This is a genomic window from Micromonospora sp. NBC_00858, from assembly GCF_045207365.1.
In the GTDB taxonomy this organism is placed as follows: domain Bacteria; phylum Actinomycetota; class Actinomycetes; order Mycobacteriales; family Micromonosporaceae; genus Micromonospora.
Window position 1 is genome coordinate 4980225 of the sequence record NZ_CP108828.1, and the last position, 20940, is coordinate 5001164.

Sequence of the window (20940 nt, forward strand, 5' to 3'; positions counted from 1 at the left end):
CGGAGCGAGTCTATTGTTCCGCTCCGGTGCCGCGTCCCCGACTCCCCCTCCGCCGACCCGTGCGCGGCGTCGACGGGCGGGTCAGCGGGGGGTACGAAGGCCGTTGTCCGGCTCCGGGCCGCCGGTCGGGCGGACCGGGCGGTACCGGGCCAGCCACGTGACCAGCTCCTCGGCGGGCATCGGTCGGGCGTAGAACCAGCCCTGCGCGGCGTCGCAGCCGGCGGCGTGCAGCATCCGCCAGGTCCGCTCGTCCTCCACACCCTCGGCGACCACCCGCAGCCCCAGCGCGCCGGCCAGCTCGATCATCGACCGGACGATCGCCGCGTCGTCGGCGTCGCCGGCCATGCCGAGCACGAACGAGCGGTCCACCTTCACCTCGGACAGCGGCAACCGGCGCAGGTGTTGCAGGGAGGAATACCCGGTGCCGAAGTCGTCCAGCGCGATGGCCACCCCGATCCGGTGCAGCCGGGAGATGGTGGCCAGCACCCGACGCGGGTCGGCCATCAGGGCACCCTCGGTGATCTCCAGTTGCAGACGCTCGGCCGGCACCTCGTAGCGGGCCAGCCGGTCGGCGATCTGATCGGCGATCTCGCCGGTGTGCAGGTCGCGCACGCTCACGTTCAACGCGGCGCGCAGCCCGATGCCAGCCGCCGACCACTTGGCGAGCTGCTCCACCACGTCGTCGACCACCCGCCGGGTGAGCAGCCGCATCACCGCGCTCTGCTCGGCGACCCGGATCAGCTCCTCCGGGTCGACCATGCCCCGGCGCGGGTGCCGCCAGCGCAGCAGCGCCTCGACGCCGACCACCTCGCCCGTCGCGATGGCGATCTGCGGCTGGTAGTACATGGTGATCTCGCCGGCGTCGTCGGCCGGCTCACCACCGGAGCGCGCCCACTCGGTCGGGGCGAGCGGTTGCTCCGGGGCGCCCCGCCCGATGTCGCGCCGCGGACCGGGACCGCCGTCGGTCAGCGCGGGGGCGGGCACCGCACCGCCGTTTGGCGATCGCCGCCCGCGCCCGCCGCCGGAGTGCCGGTCCCGGGCCGGCCCGGGGCGGGTACCGGCGACCGTGGCGCGGGCGTTCCGGCCACGGATCGGGTCGGCTCCGGTGGCGATCCGGTTGATCAGCTCGTCGGCGTGCACCAGCTCGGCGTCGGGCCGCCGCCGGCGAACCCACCACCGGCCGCCGACCCGCCGCGCCGCGGCCATCACCGGTGCCACGCCCGCGTGCGGCGCGGCCTCGGCGGGCAGGTCACCGGCGGGCAGCGCCGCACCATCCCCGCCGCGCACCTCCGCCGCCGCCCCGAGGGGTACGTCGACAGCCCGCTCCGGGCCCACTGGCTCGACCGGCCCGGAATCCCGACGGTTCCCGTCGGCCTGTCCCGTCAGCTCGCCGTGTCGCGCTGGTTCGGCGTCGAATCGCTCGTCGGCCGACGGGCCGGACTCCAGCACGCGGCGCAGGTCGGCGAGGAGGCCGAGCCGCTCGGCGGAGTTGTGGTCGGACTCCGGGGCGTAGAGCGCCACCGTGTCGTTGCGGTGCTTGGCGTCGTACATCGCCACGTCGGCGTGGCGCATCAGGGTGGCGAAGTCCTCGCCGTGCTCGGGGAAGAGGGCGATCCCGATCGAACCACCCACGTCCAGCGGCAGCCCGTCCAACGGCACCGGCTCGGCCAGCGCCCCGACCACCCGGTCGGCCAGGTCACGCGCCTGGCTCGCGTCGGTCAGCCCGGTCATCACGATGGCGAACTCGTCCCCGCCGAGCCGGGCGATCATCTGCGGCCGAGGCTCCACGTCGGTGAGCCGGGCACTGACCTCGACCAGCAACCGGTCGCCCACGGCGTGCCCGAGCGCGTCGTTGACGTTCTTGAAGCGGTCCAGGTCGATCAGCAGCAGCGCCAGGTGCCCGTCCGGTTCCCCCCGGGCGGTCCGCTCGGCGTGCAGGTGCACCTGCTCCGCCACCTCGGTCAGCAGGGCCTTGCGGTTGGGCAGCCCGGTGAGCGGGTCGGCGGCGGCGAGGTGCTGCTGCTCGACGGTCAGCCGGGCCATCCGGTACACGGCGAAAAGCGGCACCAGCACCAGCGGGATCAGCGCCGCGCTGACGCGCGCGGCGGCGACCAGCACCGGGGCGAGCAGCAGCAGCGAGCCGGTGGAGAGCAGTTCGAAGCCGAGGCCCTGCCGGACGGTGGGCCACCACCGGTCGCCGAAGCGCAGCCGCACCGCCCAGCTGACCAGCCCGTAGTTGACCACGAACCACGCCACCGTGGCGCCGCCGACGGCGGCCACGTCGGTCCAGTGCAACCGGCCGCCGGAGAAGATGGTGCCCGGCCCGAGCTGGATGACCCCGTACGCGGCGGCGAGAGCGCAGGCGTACTGGCCGACGTTGAACGCGGTCCGCCACGCGGCGTGCCGCATCCGCCAGCCCGAGACGACCACCCCCACCGCCTGCACGGCGACCGCCGGGCCGAGCCCCCAGCCGAGCAGGATCGCGAAGGTGAAGCAGGTGGAGGGGAAGACCGCGGAGGACTGCCGACGCCCCGGGGGGACGAACGGGCGGGCATCGCAGACCACGGCGAGCGCGGCCATCGTCCAGAACGCCACCGGCAGCCGGGAGAGCTCGCCGGGGAGTGTCGCGAGTGGACCGGCGGCGGTCAACGCGGCGACCGCCAGGATGCCGAGGACGAAGCCGGCGAACGGCGCCACCCGTCCGGGAGGGACGAAGTTGCGCGGGTCGGCGACCTCCATCACACCTCCCGACCGACGGTCGGCGTGCCGGTGAGCACGCCGTGACCCAATGAAACGCCCTCAGCCCCGAGTTTCCCGGTATGACAGTCACGAATCGGTCGTAGTCGTAATTAAGTTGGTATGCGCGACCAGCCGGTGCGGCGAGACGCCGGCGGCGGTCAGCCCTCCAGCCGGGCAGCCCCCCGCGCGGCGTCCGGACCCGCGTCCAGCAGCAGCCGGAACCCGTCCTCGTCGAGCACCGGCACCTTGAGGCTGGCCGCCTTGTCGGCCTTGGACCCCGGGTTGTCTCCCACCACGACGAAGCTCGTCTTCTTGGAGACCGACCCGCTCACCTTGCCGCCCCGGCTCTGCACGGCCTCGGCGGCCTGGTCCCGGGAGAAGCCCGCGAGCGTGCCGGTCACCACCACGGTCAGCCCCTCCAACGGGCGCGGCCCCTCGTCGACAGCCTCCTCGGCCATCCGTACGCCCGCCTCGGCCCACTTGCGGACCACCTCGCGGTGCCAGTCCACGGCGAACCACTCTCGAATGCTGGCCGCGATGGTGGGCCCGACCCCGTCGACCGAGGAGAGCTCCTCCTCGCTGGCCGCGTCGATGGCCTCCATCGAGCGGAAGTGCCGGGCGAGCGCCTGGGCCGCGGTGGGGCCGACGTGCCGGATGGAGAGCGCCACCAGCACCCGCCACAGGTCGCGCTCGCGGGCGACCGCCAGATTGTCGAGCAGTTTGACCGCGTTGGTGCCGAGGCTGCCGTCCTTGTTGACGAAGAACGGGGACCGGGACAGCTGCTCGGCGTCGAGCTGGAAGAGGTCGCCCTCGTCGGTGATGATCTCCGCGTCCAGGAGCGCCCCGGCACCCTTGTAGCCGAGCACCTCGATGTCGAACGCGCCGCGGCCGGCGAGGTGGAACACCCGCTCGCGTAGCTGGGACGGGCAGCTGCGCGTGTTGGGGCAACGGATGTCGACGTCGCCCTCCTTGGACGGCGCGAGCGGGGTGCCGCAGGCCGGGCAGTTGGTCGGCATGACGAACGGCCGGGCGTCGGGCGGGCGCAGCTCGACCACCGGGCCGAGCACCTCGGGAATCACGTCACCGGCCTTGCGCAGCACCACCGTGTCGCCGATCAGCACACCCTTGCGCTCCACCTCCCGGGCGTTGTGCAGGGTGGCCAGTGCGACGGTGGAGCCGGCCACCCGCACCGGTTCGAGGACGGCGAACGGGGTGACCCGCCCGGTGCGGCCCACGTTGACGTCGATGTCGAGCAGCTTGGTGGTGACCTCCTCCGGTGGGTACTTGAAGGCGATCGCCCACCGCGGGGCGCGGCTGGTCGAGCCGAGCCGACCCTGGATGGAGACCGGGTCGACCTTGACCACCACGCCGTCGATCTCGTGCTCGACGTCGTGCCGGTGCTCCGCGTAGTAGGCGATGTATTCCGCCACACCGGCCAGATCCGGCACCACCCGCCACCGGTCGCTGGTCGGCAGCCCCCACGCCTTCAGCGCGGTGTACGACTCGGACTGCGCCGTCGGCTGGAACCCGCGACGGGCGCCGATGCCGTGCACCACCAGGCGCAGCGGCCGGGAGGCGGTGACCCGTGGGTCCTTCTGCCGCAGGCTGCCGGCGGCGGCGTTGCGCGGGTTGGCGAAGGGTGCCTTGCCCTGCTCGACCAGACCCGCGTTGAGGTCGGCGAACGCGGCGATCGGGAAGTAGATCTCGCCCCGGACCTCCAGCAGCTCGGGCACGTCCGGGAATTCGGCGGACGGGGTGAGCTGGCTGGGCACGTCGCGGATGCTGCGCACGTTGGCGGTGACGTCCTCGCCGGTGCGGCCGTCACCACGGGTGGCCGCCCGAACGAGCCGGCCGGCCTCGTAGGTCAGGTTGATCGCCAGCCCGTCGACCTTCAGCTCGCAGAGGTAGGGCACCGGGCCGCCGGCATCCCGCTCGACCCGCTCGGCCCAGGCGGACAGCTCCTCGTCGGCGAAGGCATTGTCCAGCGAGAGCATGCGCTCGGCGTGGGTGACCGGGGTGAAGTCGGTGGAGAAGGTGCCGCCCACCCGTTGGGTCGGCGAATCCGGCGTGCGCAGCGCTGGGAACTCCTCCTCCAGCGCCTCCAGCTCGCGCAGCTGCTGGTCGAACTGGGCGTCGGCGATGGTCGGCGCGTCCAGCACGTAGTAGCGGTACTGGTGCTCGGTCAACTCGCCGCTGAGCGTGGCGTGCCGCTCCCGCGCCTGCGGCGTCGGCTCGGCGCCGGCCGCCGCCTCCTGCGCCGGGCTGACCTGTTGGCCGATCTGCTCCTCGGACACACCGCCACCTTCGGACACGCCTGCGACCTCCCTGATCACGCTACTCCCGCACGGTATCGGGCCGGTCAGACAATCCGTCGGCCACCCGCGCCCACCGGCCGCGCGGTTGACGGGCGGCAAGATTGACGGCGTGCGAGGATCGCCGGACGACGGTGGCCGGTGGGGCCACCGGAAGGCGGAGGTACCGATGCCCGAGGCCCTGCTCTGGGCGGTGGCGATCCTGCTGGCGTTGACCGCCGGCTGGGCGTGGAACAGCTGGCGGCACCGGGTGGCGAACCGGCGGTCGGGCACCCGGCCGGGCCGGGGCGCCACGGCGCGTACCGGTGGCCGCCGCACCACACCGCCCCGGCCGCGCGGCGGCGACCGGCCCGCCACCAAGCCCCGGTCGCGCGACACCGACCGGGTGACCGGCAAGCCGGCCCCGGGCGAGATCTGGTGGGCCGACGTGCCGTACGCCGACGGCAGCGGGTCGAAGGTCCGGCCGTGCCTGGTGCTGCGCGCCGACTCCCGGGGCGCCGACGTCCTGAAGATCACCAGCCAGGACAAGAGCGACCGGGACGACCACGTGCGTGTCCCCACCCGGGACTGGGACCCGGGCGCCGAGCACGACAGCTACCTGAGCCTCACCGAGCCGGCCCGGATCAGCTCGGCCGCCTTCGCCGATCGTGCCGGCAACTGCGACGGCGACCTGTGGCGACGGGTCCGCAGCCTGCACCACCTGCCCACCCGCTGACCGTCCCCCGCCCCGGCGATCCCCCGGGGCGGGGCACGCCCCCGCCGCCGAACGGGATCAGTCCCAGGCCGCGCCGAGCGTGGCGAGCTGGTCGGCGTACTCGATGCGGTCGCCCCAGGCGGGTGGCCAGGCGGCCATCCCGGCGGCCGCACCCACGAAGGCGCCGGCCAGGGCGGCGATCGAGTCGGAGTCACCGGCGGTGGTCGCACCCCGGGCCAGTGCCGAGACCGGGTCATCGGCGTGCCGTACCGCGCAGAGCAGAGCGGTGGCCAGCGCCTCCTCGGCCACCCAGCCATCCCCGGTGACCCGGCACGGGTCAGCGCCATCATCCGGTTGTCCCAGCGCGGTCGTCAGTCGCCCCAGCACCGCCAGGCACTCGTCCCAGCCCTGGGCGATGAACTCCTCCGGGCTACGGACCCCGGGGCGCTGCCAGAGGTCACCCAACCACTGCTCCCGGTACACCCGGCGCTGGGTGCGCGCCCGGTCGATGAGAATCGCGGGAAGCTCGGCGAGCGTGGCGCCCCCGCGCAGTGCGAAGACCGCGTACGCGGTGAGCTCGCTGGCAGCCAGCCCGGTCGGGTGGCCGTGCGTCAACCCGGCCTGTAGCTGGGCCAACCCGGCCAGCGTGTCCAGGTCCACGTCGAGCAACCCGACCGGCGTCACCCTCATGTTGGCCCCGCACCCCTTCGACCCGGCGACCGTCGCCTCCTGCCAGCGGAGCCCACGGCCCAGCTCGGCGCAGGCGCGCAGGCAGGTCATCCCCGGGGCGCGGTTGTTGTCCGGGCTGATCGCCCAGGCCAGGAAACGCCGCCGCAGCAGCGGCTCCACGACCTCCGGGGTGAGCGACGGCGCCTCGTGCAGCGCCCAGCCCACCGCCAGCGCCATCTGGGTGTCGTCGGTGACCAGCGCCGGCTCGCCGGACAGCTCCCGCGGACCGGTCGGGCCGTACCGTCGCTCGATCTCGGCGACGGTCAGGAATTCGGTCGGCTTGCCCAGCGCATCGCCGTAGGCGAGACCGAAGAGCGACCCCGAGGCGCGCAGCGGAGAGTTGTGGATCACGGCGGCCATGATGCCCGGCCGCCGTGATCCACGCCAGGCTCAGTTCCAGCAGAGGCAGAACGGGTGGCCGGCCGGATCGGCGTAGACCCGCCAGCCGTCGCCCTCACCCGGCAGCCGTCGCGCGCCGAGCGCCAGCGCCGCCTTCTCGGCGGCCTCGACGTCGGTCACTGTCACGTCGATGTGGAACTGCTGCGGGCGCTCCGGATCAGGCCAGGCCGGCGGACGCAGGTTGAGCGCCCGCTGGAACGCCAGCCGGGGCTGCTGCCCGGGCGGGCCGCCCAGCACCACCCATTCGTCGTCGGAGTCGCCCTCGGCCAAAGGCATGCCGAGCAGCTCCGCGTAGAACGCGGCCAGCGCCCGCGGATCCGGGCAGTCGATCACCACTGAACGTAGCTGTCCAACCATGACGCTCATCCTGCCCACCAGGTACGACAGGAAACCTCAGTCCTCGACGAGGCGCCGGCCGGCGTCCCGGCAGGCGGCCAGCACCGTCCGGGCGTACTCCGGGGTGGCGCCGGCGAGGCCACAGGCCGGGGTGACCACCACCTGCTCGGCGAGCTGTCGACGGGAGAAGCCGAGGCGGTCCCAGAGCTGGCGTACCCGATCGGCGATCTGGGCGGAGGTCGGCGCCGGACCGGTCGACGGCGGCCGCGTCGGCGCGGCCCCGGCCAGCAGCCCGAGGCCGGTGTCTATCGCCTCGCCCAGCGGGTCCAGCTCGGTGAGCAGGCTCAGGTCGAGGGCGACCGCGGCAGCGCCGGTCGACCGGATCAGCTCCAGCGGCACGTCCGGGGCGCAGCAGTGCACCACGGTCGGCACGCCGACCGCTTCGACGACCGTGCGCAGCAGCGCCGCCGCGTCCGCCGACTCCACCGCCCGGTACGCGCCCAGCCCGCTCTCGGTGGGCACCCGCCCGGCCAGCACGGTCGGCAGCGACGGCTCGTCCAGTTGGAGCAGCACCGAGGCGTGCGGCAGTTGCCGGGCGACCGCCGCGACGTGCACGCGTAGCCCTTCGGCGAGGGAGTCGGTGAGATCACGGACCGCGCCGGGGTCACGCAGCAACCGGCCGCCGATCGGCAACTCCAGCGCGGCGGCCAGGGTGAGCGGGCCGCCGGCCTGCACCTTGATCGGGCCGGCGTACTCCTCGGCCTGCTCGGCGAGCTGGTCCAGATCGCGTTCCAGCAGGTCGCGCGCACGGCGCAGGTCACGGCCTGGGCGCGGGGCGACCCGCCAACGGCCCGCGTACAGCTCGACGGGCAGCTCGACCAGCATTCCGGCGGTACGACCGATCAGGTCGGCGCCGGGGCCGCGAGCCGGCAGCTCGGGCAGGTGGGGCAGCGCCGGAAGCTCGCCGAGGACCACCCGCTGGGCCTCGGCGATGTCGGTGCCGGGCAGCGAACCGATACCGGTTGCCGCGCCGGCCGGCCAGGGCCACGCCTGATCTGTCACGGCCGAAGGGTATCCGGTGCGCGAGATGCCCCGGGCTGCGACGGCCACCTCGCCGGCCCTGGCTCGCGGCGGCCGCTCAGCGCCGGGTCAGCCGGCGATGGTGGCGGAGCCGAGAACCACGTCGCCGGCCGGGTCCGGCCGGTACGCCACCACGGCCTGACCGGCGGCGACGCCGCGGACCGGCCGACGCAGCTCGGCGTGGAGCCGGTCGCCGTCGAGGGCCACGGTGGCCGGCACCACCTCGCCGTGCGCGCGCAGCTGCACCTCGCACTCGACCGGCGCGTCCGGACGCGAGCCACCGGTCCAGACCGGCCGCTCGGCGTGCACCTGGAACACCTCCAGCGCCTCGGCCGGGCCGACCGTCACCGTGTTGGTCTTCGGTGTGATGGAGAGCACGTAGCGCGGCCGGCCGTCCGGGGCGGGTCGGTCCAGGTGCAGCCCGCGACGCTGGCCCACGGTGTACGCGTACGCGCCGGTGTGGCTGCCGACCACCGCGCCGGTGCTCGCGTCCACCACGTCGCCGGGCGCCGCACCGAGCCGGCCAGCCAGGAAGCCGCGGGTGTCGCCGTCGGCGATGAAGCAGATGTCGTGCGAGTCCGGCTTGTCGGCCACCGCCAGGCCACGCTCGGCGGCCTCCACGCGGACCTGCGCCTTGGTCGAGTCGCCGAGCGGGAAGATCGACCGGTCCAGCTGCTCGCGGGTGAGCACGGCCAGCACGTACGACTGGTCCTTGGCCACGTCGACGCTGCGCCGCAGCAGCCCGTCCGGGCCGAGCCGGGCGTGGTGGCCGGTCACCACCGCGTCGAAGCCCAGGGCCACCGCCCGGTCCAGCACCGCCGTGAACTTGATCTTCTCGTTGCAGCGCAGGCAGGGATTCGGCGTACGGCCGGCCGCGTACTCGGCCACGAAGTCGTCCACCACGTCGGCGTGGAACCGGTCGGCCATGTCCCAGACGTAGAACGGGATGCCGATCACGTCGGCCGCCCGCCGGGCGTCCCGGGAGTCCTCCAGGGTGCAGCAGCCACGCGCCCCGGTCCGGTAGGTCTGTGGATTGCGAGCCAGCGCCAGGTGCACGCCGGTCACGTCGTGCCCGGCCGCCACCGCCCGCGCCGCCGCCACGGCCGAGTCAACCCCGCCCGACATAGCCGCCAACACCCTCACCAGCCCACTCCCTTCCCTCCCCCAGCCTATCCACCCACCCAACCCACCCCCATCCCCGCCACAACACCCCGCCCCCCGCTCCGTCGATCATGGAGTTGTGGTGGGGGACAAAAGCCGCCTGCCATCGCACTCCGGGCACCACGACCCCATGATCGACCGGGTGAGGGGTGGCCGCGGAGGGGGGGTTAGCGCTGGGTGCGGTGGGCGGCGGCTCGGCGGGCGCGGTCGACGGCCGCCGGGAGGGCGGCGATGAGGGCGTCGATCTCGGTCTGGGTGCTGGTGTGGCCGAGGGTGAAGCGCAGCGAGGAGCGGGCGCGGTCGTCGTCGGCGCCCATCGCCAGCAGCACGTGCGAGGGCTGGGCCACCCCGGCCGAGCAGGCCGAGCCCGTCGAGCAGGCGATGCCCTGGGCGTCGAGCAGGAGCAGCAGGGCGTCGCCCTCGCAGCCGGGGAAGGAGAAGTGCGCGTTACCGGGCAGCCGGTCGACCGGGTCACCGTTGTAGATCACCTCGGGCACCGCCTGGCGGACCCGCTCGATCAGGTCGTCACGGAGCGCGGCGACCCGGGCCGCGTACTCCTGCTGGCCCTTCACCGCCGCTTCGACGGCGACAGCGAAGGCGACGATGCCAGCGGTGTCCAGGGTGCCGGAGCGTATGTCGCGTTCCTGGCCGCCACCGTGCAGCAGCGGCGTGGCCGCCACGTCCCGGGCGAGCAGCAGCGCCCCCACCCCGGTCGGACCGCCCAGTTTGTGCCCGGTGACGGTCAGCGCGGCGACCCCGCTGGCGGCGAAGTCGACCGGCACCTGACCGACGGCCTGGATGGCGTCCGTGTGGAACGGCACACCGTGCTCGGCGGCAACGGCGGCCAGCTCGGCTATTGGCTGGACGGTGCCCACCTCGTTGTTCGCCCACATCGCGGTGACCACGGCCACCCGGTCGGTGTGCGCTGCCAACTCGGCGCGCAGGTCCTCCGGGTCGAGTCGACCGGCGGCGTCCACCGGCAGCCAGCCGACCTCGGCCCCCTCGTGTTGGGCCAGCCAGTCCACCGCGTCCAGCACCGCGTGATGCTCGACGGCGCTGGAGACCACCCGTCGGCGGTCGGGGCCGGCTCCCCGGCGGGCCCAGAAGATGCCCTTGACCGCAAGGTTGTCGCTCTCCGTGCCACCACCGGTGAAGATCACCTCGGAGGGCCGGGCGCCCAGGACGGCGGCCACCCGCTCGCGCGACTCTTCGACCCGGCGGCGGGCACGGCGACCCGCCGCGTGCAGGGAGGACGCGTTGCCGACCTCGCGGGCGGTGGCGACGTACGCCTCCAGTGCCTCATCGAGCATCGGAGTGGTCGCCGCATGATCCAGGTAAGCCATCACCGTTCAGCCTACGGCCGACAGGTCGGAGACCGGATGGCGGAGGGGACTCCGGTGAGCGGCCGACCCCGGAGGCCCCCGCTCGACGCGGTACGGCCGGGGCGGGAAGGGGTTCCTCTCCCCCGTCCCCGCCCGCATCCGGACCGGGTCCGGGAGACCGGCGCGGTGGCTGGTCACGCTGGGCGGCTGCCAACGGTGACGCCCGGGTCTTCCAGGGCGGCGAACTACATCTGCACGTGGCGAATCTCCCGCGCGTGCCGGGGTACTACGAGGTCTGGCTCATCAACCCGACGACGATGCAGATGTTCTCGGTCGGCACCCTCGGTGACGGCCCGGACGCGCTGCTGCCCCTGCCCTCGAACGTCGACCTGCGCTCCTACTCGGTGGTCGACGTCTCCGCCGAGCAGTACGACAACAAGCCCGCCCATTCCGGCGACAGCCTGCTGAGGGGCACCCTGACGGGCTGATCGGCGGGCCGGCTCAGCTCCCCGGCCCGCCGATCAGCTCCCTTTCCGCCAGCACGAAAGTGGCCGCCCACTCGGGCGGCCACTGTTCGTCGTGCGGTGCCGGGGTGTGCCGTTGGCGGCAGCCCCGGGTCGGTCACTTGCGCTTGCGGATCTCCTCGGCGGCCTGCGGGACGATCTTGAACAGGTCGCCCACCACGCCGAAGTCGGCCAGCTCGAAGATCGGCGCCTCGCCGTCCTTGTTGACCGCGACGATGGTCTTCGAGGTCTGCATGCCGGCCCGGTGCTGGATGGCACCGGAGATGCCGAGCGCGACGTAGAGCTGCGGGGAGACCGTCTTGCCGGTCTGGCCCACCTGGAACTGGTGGGGGTAGAAGCCGGAGTCGACCGCCGCGCGGGACGCGCCGACGGCGCCGCCGAGCAGGTCGGCCAGCTCCTCGACCAGCTTGAAGTTGTCCGCGTTGCCGACACCGCGACCGCCGGAGACGACCACCCCGGCCTCGGTCAGCTCGGGGCGGGAGCCCTTCTGCTCGGCGACCCGCTCGACGACCTTGGCCAGCTTGTCGCTGTCGGTGACCGACACCGTGAGCTGCTCGATCGTCGGGGTGGCCGCCGCCGCGGTCGGGGTGACCGAGTTGGGCCGGACGGTGACCAGCGGCAGGCCCTTGGTGACCTTGGACTTGACGATGGTGGAGCCGGCGAAGGCGATCTGGGTGGCGGTGCCGTCGGCGGCCAGGCCGACCACGTCGGTCAGGATGCCGTTCTCCAGCTTGACGGCGAGCCGGGCAGCGATCTCCTTGCCCTCCTGCGCCGAGGCCAGCAGCACGGCGGCGGGCTGCACCCGCTTGACCAGCTCGGCCAGCACGGTGGCCTTGGGGGCCACCAGGTAGCCGTCGATCTCGTCACCCTCGGCCGCGTAGATCTTCTCCGCGCCGTACTCGCCCAGCTTGCCGCTCAGCGCCTCGGCCGCACCAGCGCCGCCGAGCACGACCGCGCTGGGCGTGCCCAGCTCGCGGGCGAGGGTGAGCATCTCCAGGGTGACCTTCTTGACGCCGAATTCCTTGGTGGCTTCGACGACGACGAGAACCTCAGACATGTCCAGACCCGCTCTCACACGAACTTCTCGGTAGCGAGGAACTCGACCAGCTTGACGCCGCCCTCGCCCTCGTCGGTGATCTTGGCGCCGCCGGAGCGCGGCGGGCGCTTGGTGTGCTCGACCACGGCGCTGGTGGCGCCGTCGAAGCCCACCTCGGTCGGTGCGACGCCGAGGTCGGCCAGGGAGAACGTCTGCACCGGCTTCTTCTTGGCGGCCATGATGCCCTTGAAGGAGGGGTAGCGCGGCTCGTTGATGGTGTCCCAGACGGAGACCACGGCCGGGGTGGAGGCGGTGACGACCTCGTAGCCCTCCTCGGTCTGCCGCTCGACGGTCAGCGTGCCGCCGTCGACGGTGAGCTTGCGGGCGCCGGTGAGCGCCGCGACGCCGAGCCGCTCGGCGAGCATGTGCGGCATGACCTGGACCCGACCGTCGGTGGACTCCGCGCCGCAGATCACCAGGTCGGCGTTGAGCTGACCGAGCGCGGCGGCGAGCACCTTCGAGGTGGAAACCGCGCAGGAACCGTGCAGGGCGTCGTCCACCACGTGCACGGCCTTGTCCGGGCCCATGGAGAGCGCCTTGCGGATCGACTCGGTCGCCCGGTCCGGACCCATGGTCAGGATGGTGACCTCGCCACCGTGCGCCTCCTTGATCTTCAGCGCCTCCTCGATGGCGTACTCGTCCATCTCGTTGATCACGTTGTTCGCCGAACCGCGGTCGACGGTGTTGTCGTCATTGCGCAGGTTGCGGTCCGCGCCCGAATCAGGCACCTGCTTGACGAGTACGACGATATTCATCGCGTTCGACGACCCTCCTGTGTGGTGATGCGATTCGCTCGCCCGGTCTCGGGCGCAGCCTCGCGCGTCGGTCGACGCCCGGTCAACCGCGGGCTGCTGTGCAGTTGCCCACGGCGCAATGTTACCTGCCAGTAGGTTGCGGGCCCCGGGGCACTCAGAGTGACACAGCTCACCGATGTCGCCCGGGGCCGCCGCCTGCTCAGGCCGGTCCGGCCAGCGCACCCCGGATCCGGTCGATGGCCGCGGCCTCCGCCGGGGCCACCCCGTCGTGCGCCCGGGCCACCCGGTCCGCCGCGGTCAGCACCACCTCTCGGTACGCCTCCACGTCCGCCGGCGACTTCTCCCGCAGGATCCGCACCGCCCGACCGAGCGCCGGCAGCACCACCGACTCGATCTCCAGCTGGGAGTCCCGGGGCAGCCGGGGCAGCGGACCGCTGGTCAGCGCATCCTTGACGACCCCGCTGGCGTCGGCCAGCGCGCCGGAGGCGGCGAAGCTCTCCCGGATCACCCCCAACACGCCCGGGGCGGCGTTGGAGACCAGGAACACGGCGCCAAAGACACCGGTCTTGAGGGTCAGCCGCTCATCTTCCGTCAACCGCTGCTCCATGATCACGGAGTGTAGACGTACGGGGTGGTGGTGGTGACCGGGACGAGGCCGAGCCGCTGGAGGATCGGCCGGCTGTCCTCGGATGCGTCGACCTGCAGCAGCGTCCGGTCCCGCTGGTCGGCCAGCCGGGCCCGATAGGTGACCAGCGCCCGGTAGATGCCCTTGCGACGCCACTGCGGCAGGGTGGATCCGCCCCAGAGGGTGGCGAAGCCGGTGTTCGCCGGGAAACGCACCCAGCCGGCGCTCACCACCGTCTCGCCCGCCTCGGCCACCACCACAGTGATCGAGTGCGGGTCGGCGTCGATCTCCTTGGCCAGCCCCGTGACGAGGTGCGAGCGGTCCTCCTGCCAGACCTCCTCCTCCATGGCGGCGATCCGCTCCAGGTCGGCCTGGCTGGTCACCTCACGCAGACGTACTCCCTCGGGGGCGACCGGCAGCGCGGCCGCCAGCGGCGCGACCGGGCCGACCACCACGGTCTCCCGGTCCTCCGCCACGAACCCGGCGGCGCGCAGGCGGTCCGCCAGGTCCGCTGGCTCGTCGTGCTCGTTGAGCTTCCACTCCACCGACTGGCCGCGCTGGCGGAACAGCTCCACCTGCCGGGCGATGAGCGCGTCCAGCTCGTCCCGGGTCAACCCGCCGAGGTCGCGGTAGGTGAGGAACCCGCCGGCGTCGAGCCCGATGATCCGGACCAGCGGCCCGTCCCGCTCCACTGTCACCCCGGCTGGCACCGGGTCGGGGATCTCCGGGCGGAGTTGGTTGTCATAGGCGGTACGCAGCGTCATCACGTCGAGATCGGTCACCGCCCCAGGCTAAGCCGGAGGGGAAGCGGATAATCGGCGTCGTGTGGGAGGCGATCAGGCGGTGGTTCGACCCGGCGGACCTACGCTCGGTCGGCGAGCCACCGGACTACCGGTTCTCCCTGGCCAACGAGCGCACCTTCCTGGCCTGGCTGCGTACCGGCCTGGCGCTGGTCGGCGGCGGGCTGGCCGCCGCGCAGTTCCTGCCGCCGCTGCCGCTGACCCACCTGCGGGAGGTGATCGCGGTCGCGCTGCTGCTGCTCGGCGGCGCCGTCGCGGTCCGCGCCGTGGACCACTGGGCGCGTACCGAACGGGCCATCCGGCTCGGCCAGGAGCTGCCCGCCTCCCGCTTCCCCGCCATCCTCGCCCTCGCCGTCGGAGCCGGCGCCGTGCTGCTGGTGGTCGCGGTGCTGGTCCGGGCAGTCGGCGAATCGTGACCGGCGACCCGCGCCCGAGGCCGGGGTTCGGCCGGTGACCGCCGGCCGCGACCCGGGGCTGCAACCGGAGCGGACCCGGCTGGCCTGGCGGCGCACCGCGCTGACCCTGACCGCGGTGACCGCGCTGGCCGTCCGGCTGGGGTCGACCGGCGACCCGACCGGGGCGCTGATCGCCGGCGCAACCGTGCTGGTCTGGGGGGCCGTGCTCGTGCTCTGCTGGCCCCGGGCCACCGGCACCGGGCCGGCGCGCACCGGCGGCCGCACGCTGCCCCTGGTCGCGCTGGCCACCGTCGGGCTCGCACTGCTGGGTGTGCTGCTGGTGGTTCGCCGACTGTGGTGACGGGACGGGGTGCGCCATGATAGGTGCATGGCCCGGCTTGGCGTACTCCTCTTCCTGGTGCAGATCGTCCTCGCGGTCTGCGCGCTGATCAGCTGTCTCTCCGCCGAGGAGGGCCAGATCCGTGCCCTGCCCCGGATCGCCTGGGTGCTGATCATCCTGTTCTTCCCGCTGATCGGTTCGATCGCCTGGTTCCTCGCCGGCCGGGTGCCCAGCGCCGGGACCCGCAAGGCCGGGCCGGCCGGCAACGGCCGCACCGGGCGGCAGCGCCCGCGCCCGCTCGCCCCGGACGACGACCCGGAGTTCCTCCGCTCGGTGCAGGACCGCGCCCAACAGCAGGACCAGGAGCTCTTCCGCCGCTGGGAGGAAGACCTGCGCCGACGCGAGGACGACCTGCGCCGCCAGGACGGTGATCCGCCGCGGGAGGGTGACCGGCCGGAGGTGTGAGCACCGGCCCGGCCGCGCCGGTGCCGGCGACCGGGCCGCTGCGGGTCAGACCCGACGCTTGAGCCCACGCACCGCCAGCGGCGCGAAGATCACCGCGATGCCGAAGCCCCAGAGCAGCGTCTGGAGCACCGGGCCGGCCACCGGCCCGCCGACCAGGAGCCCTCGCAGCGCGTCGGCCACCACGGTCACCGGGTTGACCTCCACCCAGTTCTGCAACCAGCCCGGCATCCGGTCGGTGGGCACGAAGATGTTGCTGGTGAAGGTCAACGGGAAGATCACCATGAAGCCGAAGATCTGCACCTTGTCCGGTTCGCTCACCAGCACCCCGACCAGCACCGAGATCCAGGACGCGGCCAGCGTGAACGTCAGCAGCAGCGCGAACGCCCCGACCACCCCGAGCAGCCCGTTGCCGACCCGGAAGCCCAGGATCGCCCCGACGCCGAGCAGCAGCGCGATCGACCAGGCCTGCTTGACGGTGTCGGCGAGGATCCGACCGGCCAGCGGCGCCCACCGGGCGATGGGCAGCGCCCGGAGCCGGTCGAAGACGCCCTTGGTGAGGTCGTTGTTCAGCCCGAACCCGGTCGTCATGGTGGCGAAGAGCGCGTTCTGCACCATGATGCCGGGCAGCATGAAGGTGAGGTACTCGCCGGACGAGCCGGCGATGGCGGTGCCGAAGACGTAGGTGAACAGCAGCACGAACATCACCGGCTGGATGCTCAGGTCGAGCAGCTCCATCGGGTTGTGCTTGATCTGCACCAGGCTGCGCCAGGCCAGCGTGAACGTGTGCCGCAGCCCGGCAGCGGGACCGAGCCGGCGGGCCGGCGTCCGCGCAGGGGTGAGAGTGGCGGCGGTCATGCCGAGGTCCTTTCCAGGTCGGTGTCGGCCGGGGCGTCCTCGGCCCGGTGGCCGGTGAGGGAGAGGAAGACCTCGTCCAGGCTGGCGCCGCGCAGCGCCAGCTCGGCGACCGGAATGTCGGCGGCGTCGAGGCGACTCACCACCGCGGGCAGCACGCTGGGGTCGTTCACCGCGACGGTGACGGCGTTCTGGGCCACCTCGGGGGTCACGCCGGACACCTCGCCAGCGATGGCGACCACGGTGCCCAGGTCGGTGAGCTCGGCCGGTCGCACGGTCAGGGTCTGCCCGCCGGTCTTGGCCTTCAGCTCCTCGGGCGTGCCCTGGGCGATCACCCGACCGTGGTCGACCACCGCGATCTCCCCGGCGAGCTGATCGGCCTCCTCCAGGTACTGCGTGGTGAGCAGCACCGTCACCCCGTCGGAGACCAGGGTGCGGACGATGTCCCACAGGTCGTTGCGACTGCGCGGGTCCAGGCCGGTGGTCGGCTCGTCGAGGAAGAGCACCTGCGGCCGGCCGACCAGGCTGGCGGCGAGGTCCAGCCGACGCCGCATGCCACCGGAGTAGGTCTTGGCGGCCCGGTCGGCGGCGTCGCTGAGCTGGAAGTCGGCGAGCAGTTGGCGGGCGCGCGACCTGGCGTCGGCCCGGCTCAGCCCGAGCAGCCGGCCGATCAGCAGCAGATTCTCCGCGCCGGTCAGAGTCTCATCGACCGAGGCGTACTGGCCGGTCAGGCCGACCAACTGGCGCACCTGGTGGGCCTCGCGGACCACGTCGAAACCACCGACGGTGGCGTGCCCCTCGTCGGGGCGCAACAGGGTGGCGAGCACCCGTACGGCCGTGGTCTTGCCGGCGCCGTTCGGCCCGAGCAGGCCGAAGACGGTCCCGGTCGGGACCGCCAGATCAACACCGGCGAGAGCGGTGGTGGCGCCGAAGCGACGCACCAGACCCTCGGCGCGGACTGCGTAGTCCATCGCAACTCCTGTCGTCTCCGGTGGTGGCACCACCATGGGCGACAGGGCTGACAGCCCGCCGATCCCGGGCTGACGTTACGACGATCGGCGCTGACATTCCGCTGATTTAGCTGCGGAAAGACCGCGCCGCCGCCCGCTGGGCGGGCAACGGCGGCGGCAGGTGCGACTCAGGCCAGGTTCGACGACCGGGGGTACGCGTCGGTCGGGTCGGTGAGCACGTTGACCAGGTACGGCACTCCAGCGTCGAACGCCCGCTGCAACGCCGGACCCAGGTCGGCGGCCTTGGCGACCGTCTCCCCCGCACCGCCGAGGGCGCTGACCACCGTGTCGTAGCGCAGCTCCGGCTGGAGGTCGGCGGCCACGTCGTAGCCGTACATGGCCTGCATCGGGTGCTTCTCCAACCCCCAGATGCCGTTGTTGCCGACCACGATCACCACCGGCAGCTTCTGGCGGACCAGCGACTCGACGTCCATCAGCGAGAAGCCGGCGGCGCCGTCGCCCATCAGCACGCAGATCTGCCGGTCCGGGTGGCTGACCCGGGCGCCCATCGCGTAGCCCATGCCGGTGCCCAGGCAGCCGTACGGACCCGGGTCCAGCCAGGTGCCGGGCTGGGCCGGCTCCAGGTACCGCCCGGCGTACGAGACGAAGTCGCCGCCGTCGCCGATGGTGATCGCGTCACGGGCCAGCACCCGGCGCAGCTCGCCATAGATCCGGGCCGGCCGGATCGGGTCGGTCTCGGCGGCCATCTCCGCCGCGTCGCGGGCCCGGGCCGCGTCCTCGGCGGCGCGCAGATCGGCGATCCAGCCGCTGTGGTCGGCCCGGTCACCCGCGTGGTCGGCCAGCGCGGAAAGGATCAGGCGCAGGTCGCCGGCCGGGGCGGCGGCTGGCTGCACGTGCCCGGCCCGCTGGCTGGGCGCGTCGACGATGTGCACCACCTTGGCATCGCCGAAGTCACCGAAGCTGAGCCGGAAGTCGAGCGGGGTGCCGACCACCACGACCACGTCGGCGCCGGAGAGCGCGGCCCGGCGCGCCTTGGCGAAGGCGAGCGGGTGCTCCGGCGGGAGCGAGCCGCGGCCCATGCCGTTGGTGAAGACCGGCACCTGCAACGCCTCGGCCGCCTCACGCAGCGCGGCCACCGCGTCGCCGGCGTACACGTCGGAGCCGGCGATGATGACCGGCCGCTGCGCGCTGGCGATCAGCGACGCGGCCCGGGCAACCTCGTCCGGGTCCGGCGCGACGGGGTCGATGCCGGTCGGGGCGGGCACCTCGGCCTCGGCGACGGAGAAGACCGTCTCCAGTGGGAAGTCGAGGAAGGCCGGCCCGCGGTGCGGGGTGAGCGCGGCGGTGAGGGCGGCGCCCACCGCGCGCGGGATGTCGTCGGTGCTGAACACCGTCTCGGCGTGCTTGGTGACCGGGGCGACCAGCGGCAGGTGGTCCATCTCCTGGAGGCTGCCCGAGCCCCAGCGGAACGCCGGCGCCCGGCCCCCGAGCACCAGCACCGGGGAGGCGTTGAAGTAGGCGCTGGTCATGCCGGAGATGCCGTTGGTGACACCGGGACCGGCCGTGAGCACGGCGAGGCCGGGACGGCGCTGGAGCTTGGCCACCGCCTCGGCGGCGAAGACCGCGGACTGCTCGTGCCGGACGTCGTAGATCGGGAAGTCGTTCCGGTGCGCGGCGTCGTAGAGCGGGAAGACGTGGCCACCGGAGAGGGTGAACATCTCGCGCACCCCGTACGCCCGCAGCGCCGCGAGCGCCAGCTCCCCGCCGTGACCTTCGACCCGCTCCGTCATCGCCGCTCCCCTTCGTCGCTCATGACCGAAGCCACACGCTACTGGCCGGTAAGCAGAATGTGAACCGTCCTCGGCTGACCGTCGGGCCGGCGACACGTGCCGCCGGCCCCGTCCGCTCAGCGGCCGGTGAAGCCCGGCTTGCGCTTCTCGACGAAGGCCGCCATGCCCTCACGCCGGTCGTCCGTGGCGAACAGCGCCGCGAAGAGCTGGCTCTCCCAGGCCAGGCCCGAGTTCAGGTCCATGTCCAGGCCGCCGTCGACCGCCAGCTTCGCCGCGCGCAGGGCCTGCATCGGCCCGGTCAGGTACGGCGTGACCAGCGCGACCGCCGCGTCGTAGACCTCGGCGGCCGGGACGACCCGGTCGGCCAGGCCGATCCGCAGCGCCTCCTGTGCGTCCACCATCCGCCCGGACATGATCAGATCCTTGGCCCGGGCCGGGCCGACCAGCCGGGCCAGCCGCTGGGTGCCGCCCGCCCCGGGGATGATGCCCAGCTTGATCTCCGGCTGGCCGAGCTTGGCATCCTCGGCCACCACCCGCCAGTCGCAGGCCAGCGCCAACTCGCAGCCCCCGCCGAGGGCGTAGCCGGTGATCGCGGCGACGACCGGCTTGGGGATCCGGGCGATCGCGCCGAGCGCGCTGGACAGGTTCGCGGCTCGCTCAGCCATGTCCACGTAGGACATCTCGGCCATCTGCTTGATGTCCGCACCGGCGGCGAAGACCTTCTCCCCGCCGTACACGATGACGGCGCGGACCTCGGGGTCGTCGGTGGCCGCCGTGGCGGCGGCGCGCAACTCCTCCTGCACCTGGGTGTTGAGCGCGTTCATCGGCGGCCGCTCCAGCCGGATGGTGCCGATGCCGTCCTTGGTCTCCAGCCGAACGAACTCGCCCACGCTGCCCTCACTTCCTCGTCGAAGTCGCGTGCCAACCTTACGACCCGGCTCGTTGGGGTAAGTAGTCTGGTGTCAGCCCCGCGGGCGGGAGTCCAGCGATGATCACTTATTACGACGACAAGTCGGTCCAGGTCACCTCCACCGCAGTCCGGGTGGAGGGCCGCAGCTACGCGCTGGCCGACATCAGCATGATCTGGCACCGCCGGGGCAGCCGCTCCTGGCGGGTGCTCGTCGGGCGAGGCGCGATCGGCGCCGCGCTGGCCGGTCCGCTGATCGCGGCCGTGCTCGGCATCGGCGTGGCCGTCTGGCTGCACCGCTCACCCACCGTGACGATCGCGATTGTCGGCGCCTCGGTGCTGGTCGGGCTGGCCGTCGGGCCGGTCGCCGACTTCCTCTTCGAACACCTGGACCGCTCGTACGCCCGGGGCAGCCGGCAACTGGAGATCTGGGCGCGCTGGCGCGGCCAGCCGGTGCGGTTGCTGTGCACCGGCGACGCGCTGCGCTTCGGGCAGATCTACCGGGCGGTGCAGCGCGCGGTCGAGCACAACCACCCGGTCCGCCCGACCAGCCGCCGATAGCGGCCCACACCCAGAACCGGATCGGCTCGGCCGAGCACCGAGCACCGCCGGTGGGCCCGGCACGACCCGGGCCACCTCGCGGCCCGG

At 73.2% G+C, this 20940-nt stretch carries 21 protein-coding genes; 6 read left to right on the plus strand and 15 right to left on the minus strand.

Annotation, left to right across the window (positions count from 1 at the left end; translation table 11 throughout):
- Window positions 1–81: 81 nt before the first annotated feature.
- Window positions 82–2739, minus strand: coding sequence for an EAL domain-containing protein (locus OG990_RS23075; protein WP_406077109.1), 2658 nt, complete (start codon window positions 2737–2739; stop codon window positions 82–84).
- A 158-nt stretch (window positions 2740–2897) separates the two neighbouring features.
- Window positions 2898–5033, minus strand: a complete 2136-nt coding sequence (gene ligA / locus OG990_RS23080) for an NAD-dependent DNA ligase LigA (RefSeq protein ID WP_386992799.1) — start codon at window positions 5031–5033, stop codon at window positions 2898–2900.
- A 187-nt stretch (window positions 5034–5220) separates the two neighbouring features.
- On the opposite strand from ligA, the gene OG990_RS23085 reads away from it, so the two are divergent.
- Entirely contained in the window at window positions 5221–5766 is a 546-nt protein-coding gene (locus OG990_RS23085; protein WP_406077110.1) for a type II toxin-antitoxin system PemK/MazF family toxin, read from the plus strand.
- A gap of 57 nt (window positions 5767–5823) precedes the next feature.
- On the opposite strand, the gene OG990_RS23090 is transcribed toward OG990_RS23085, so the two are convergent.
- The 5 genes from OG990_RS23090 to OG990_RS23110 all read right to left on the minus strand — a co-directional run bounded on the left by OG990_RS23090 (window position 5824) and on the right by OG990_RS23110 (window position 10793).
- Window positions 5824–6834: an ADP-ribosylglycohydrolase family protein gene (locus OG990_RS23090; protein WP_406077111.1), complete on the minus strand. Its 1011-nt coding sequence runs from the start codon at window positions 6832–6834 to the stop codon at window positions 5824–5826.
- A gap of 30 nt (window positions 6835–6864) precedes the next feature.
- The gene (locus OG990_RS23095) at window positions 6865–7230 is read right to left on the minus strand and encodes a VOC family protein (protein WP_406081856.1); all 366 of its coding nucleotides are present in this window, start codon (window positions 7228–7230) and stop codon (window positions 6865–6867) included.
- A gap of 36 nt (window positions 7231–7266) precedes the next feature.
- Complete coding sequence (locus tag OG990_RS23100) at window positions 7267–8271, minus strand: methionine synthase (RefSeq protein ID WP_406077112.1); 1005 nt, start codon at window positions 8269–8271, stop codon at window positions 7267–7269.
- An 87-nt stretch (window positions 8272–8358) separates the two neighbouring features.
- A complete protein-coding gene (mnmA, locus tag OG990_RS23105) occupies window positions 8359–9432 on the minus strand; it encodes a tRNA 2-thiouridine(34) synthase MnmA (RefSeq protein WP_406077113.1) in 1074 nt (357 codons plus the stop codon).
- A 185-nt stretch (window positions 9433–9617) separates the two neighbouring features.
- Entirely contained in the window at window positions 9618–10793 is a 1176-nt protein-coding gene (locus OG990_RS23110) for a cysteine desulfurase family protein (protein WP_406077114.1), read from the minus strand.
- A 254-nt stretch (window positions 10794–11047) separates the two neighbouring features.
- Here OG990_RS23110 and OG990_RS23115 point away from each other — a divergent pair, with 254 nt between their 5' ends.
- Complete coding sequence (locus OG990_RS23115) at window positions 11048–11260, plus strand: anti-sigma factor (RefSeq protein ID WP_406077115.1); 213 nt, start codon at window positions 11048–11050, stop codon at window positions 11258–11260.
- Between the two features lie 133 nt (window positions 11261–11393).
- On the opposite strand, the gene OG990_RS23120 is transcribed toward OG990_RS23115, so the two are convergent.
- The 4 genes from OG990_RS23120 to OG990_RS23135 all read right to left on the minus strand — a co-directional run bounded on the left by OG990_RS23120 (window position 11394) and on the right by OG990_RS23135 (window position 14554).
- Window positions 11394–12353: an electron transfer flavoprotein subunit alpha/FixB family protein gene (locus OG990_RS23120; protein ID WP_328424314.1), complete on the minus strand. Its 960-nt coding sequence runs from the start codon at window positions 12351–12353 to the stop codon at window positions 11394–11396.
- Window positions 12354–12367: 14 nt separating this feature from the next.
- Window positions 12368–13147 (minus strand): electron transfer flavoprotein subunit beta/FixA family protein, encoded by a 780-nt coding sequence (locus OG990_RS23125; RefSeq protein ID WP_328424312.1) that lies wholly within the window; start codon window positions 13145–13147, stop codon window positions 12368–12370.
- Window positions 13148–13346: 199 nt separating this feature from the next.
- Window positions 13347–13754 carry a hypothetical protein gene (locus tag OG990_RS23130; RefSeq protein ID WP_328424310.1) on the minus strand — a complete coding sequence of 136 codons (408 nt, stop codon included), beginning with the start codon at window positions 13752–13754 and terminating at the stop codon, window positions 13347–13349.
- Between the two features lie 2 nt (window positions 13755–13756).
- Window positions 13757–14554 (minus strand): GNAT family N-acetyltransferase, encoded by a 798-nt coding sequence (locus OG990_RS23135; protein ID WP_406077116.1) that lies wholly within the window; start codon window positions 14552–14554, stop codon window positions 13757–13759.
- Between the two features lie 41 nt (window positions 14555–14595).
- Between OG990_RS23135 and OG990_RS23140 the strand changes: the two genes are divergently transcribed.
- From OG990_RS23140 to OG990_RS23150, 3 genes are read left to right on the plus strand one after another with little or no spacing between them, the layout of a single operon-like run.
- Window positions 14596–14988 (plus strand): YidH family protein, encoded by a 393-nt coding sequence (locus OG990_RS23140; protein WP_406077117.1) that lies wholly within the window; start codon window positions 14596–14598, stop codon window positions 14986–14988.
- A 34-nt stretch (window positions 14989–15022) separates the two neighbouring features.
- The gene (locus tag OG990_RS23145) at window positions 15023–15328 is read left to right on the plus strand and encodes a DUF202 domain-containing protein (protein WP_406077118.1); all 306 of its coding nucleotides are present in this window, start codon (window positions 15023–15025) and stop codon (window positions 15326–15328) included.
- A 27-nt stretch (window positions 15329–15355) separates the two neighbouring features.
- Window positions 15356–15772, plus strand: a complete 417-nt coding sequence (locus OG990_RS23150) for a PLD nuclease N-terminal domain-containing protein (RefSeq protein WP_386992821.1) — start codon at window positions 15356–15358, stop codon at window positions 15770–15772.
- A 45-nt stretch (window positions 15773–15817) separates the two neighbouring features.
- On the opposite strand, the gene OG990_RS23155 is transcribed toward OG990_RS23150, so the two are convergent.
- The 4 genes from OG990_RS23155 to OG990_RS23170 form a co-directional block, all read right to left on the minus strand.
- Window positions 15818–16627 (minus strand): ABC transporter permease, encoded by an 810-nt coding sequence (locus OG990_RS23155; protein ID WP_328424295.1) that lies wholly within the window; start codon window positions 16625–16627, stop codon window positions 15818–15820.
- Window positions 16624–17595, minus strand: coding sequence for an ATP-binding cassette domain-containing protein (locus OG990_RS23160; protein ID WP_406077119.1), 972 nt, complete (start codon window positions 17593–17595; stop codon window positions 16624–16626). The genes OG990_RS23155 and OG990_RS23160 overlap by 4 nt, the downstream gene beginning before the upstream one ends.
- Window positions 17596–17762: 167 nt before the next feature.
- Complete coding sequence (locus OG990_RS23165) at window positions 17763–19385, minus strand: acetolactate synthase (protein ID WP_355606247.1); 1623 nt, start codon at window positions 19383–19385, stop codon at window positions 17763–17765.
- A gap of 116 nt (window positions 19386–19501) precedes the next feature.
- On the minus strand, window positions 19502–20275 hold the full coding sequence (locus tag OG990_RS23170) for an enoyl-CoA hydratase/isomerase family protein (RefSeq protein ID WP_406077120.1): 774 nt from the start codon (window positions 20273–20275) through the stop codon (window positions 19502–19504).
- A 98-nt stretch (window positions 20276–20373) separates the two neighbouring features.
- Between OG990_RS23170 and OG990_RS23175 the strand changes: the two genes are divergently transcribed.
- Window positions 20374–20853: a DUF6232 family protein gene (locus tag OG990_RS23175; protein WP_386992825.1), complete on the plus strand. Its 480-nt coding sequence runs from the start codon at window positions 20374–20376 to the stop codon at window positions 20851–20853.
- Window positions 20854–20940 lie beyond the last annotated feature (87 nt).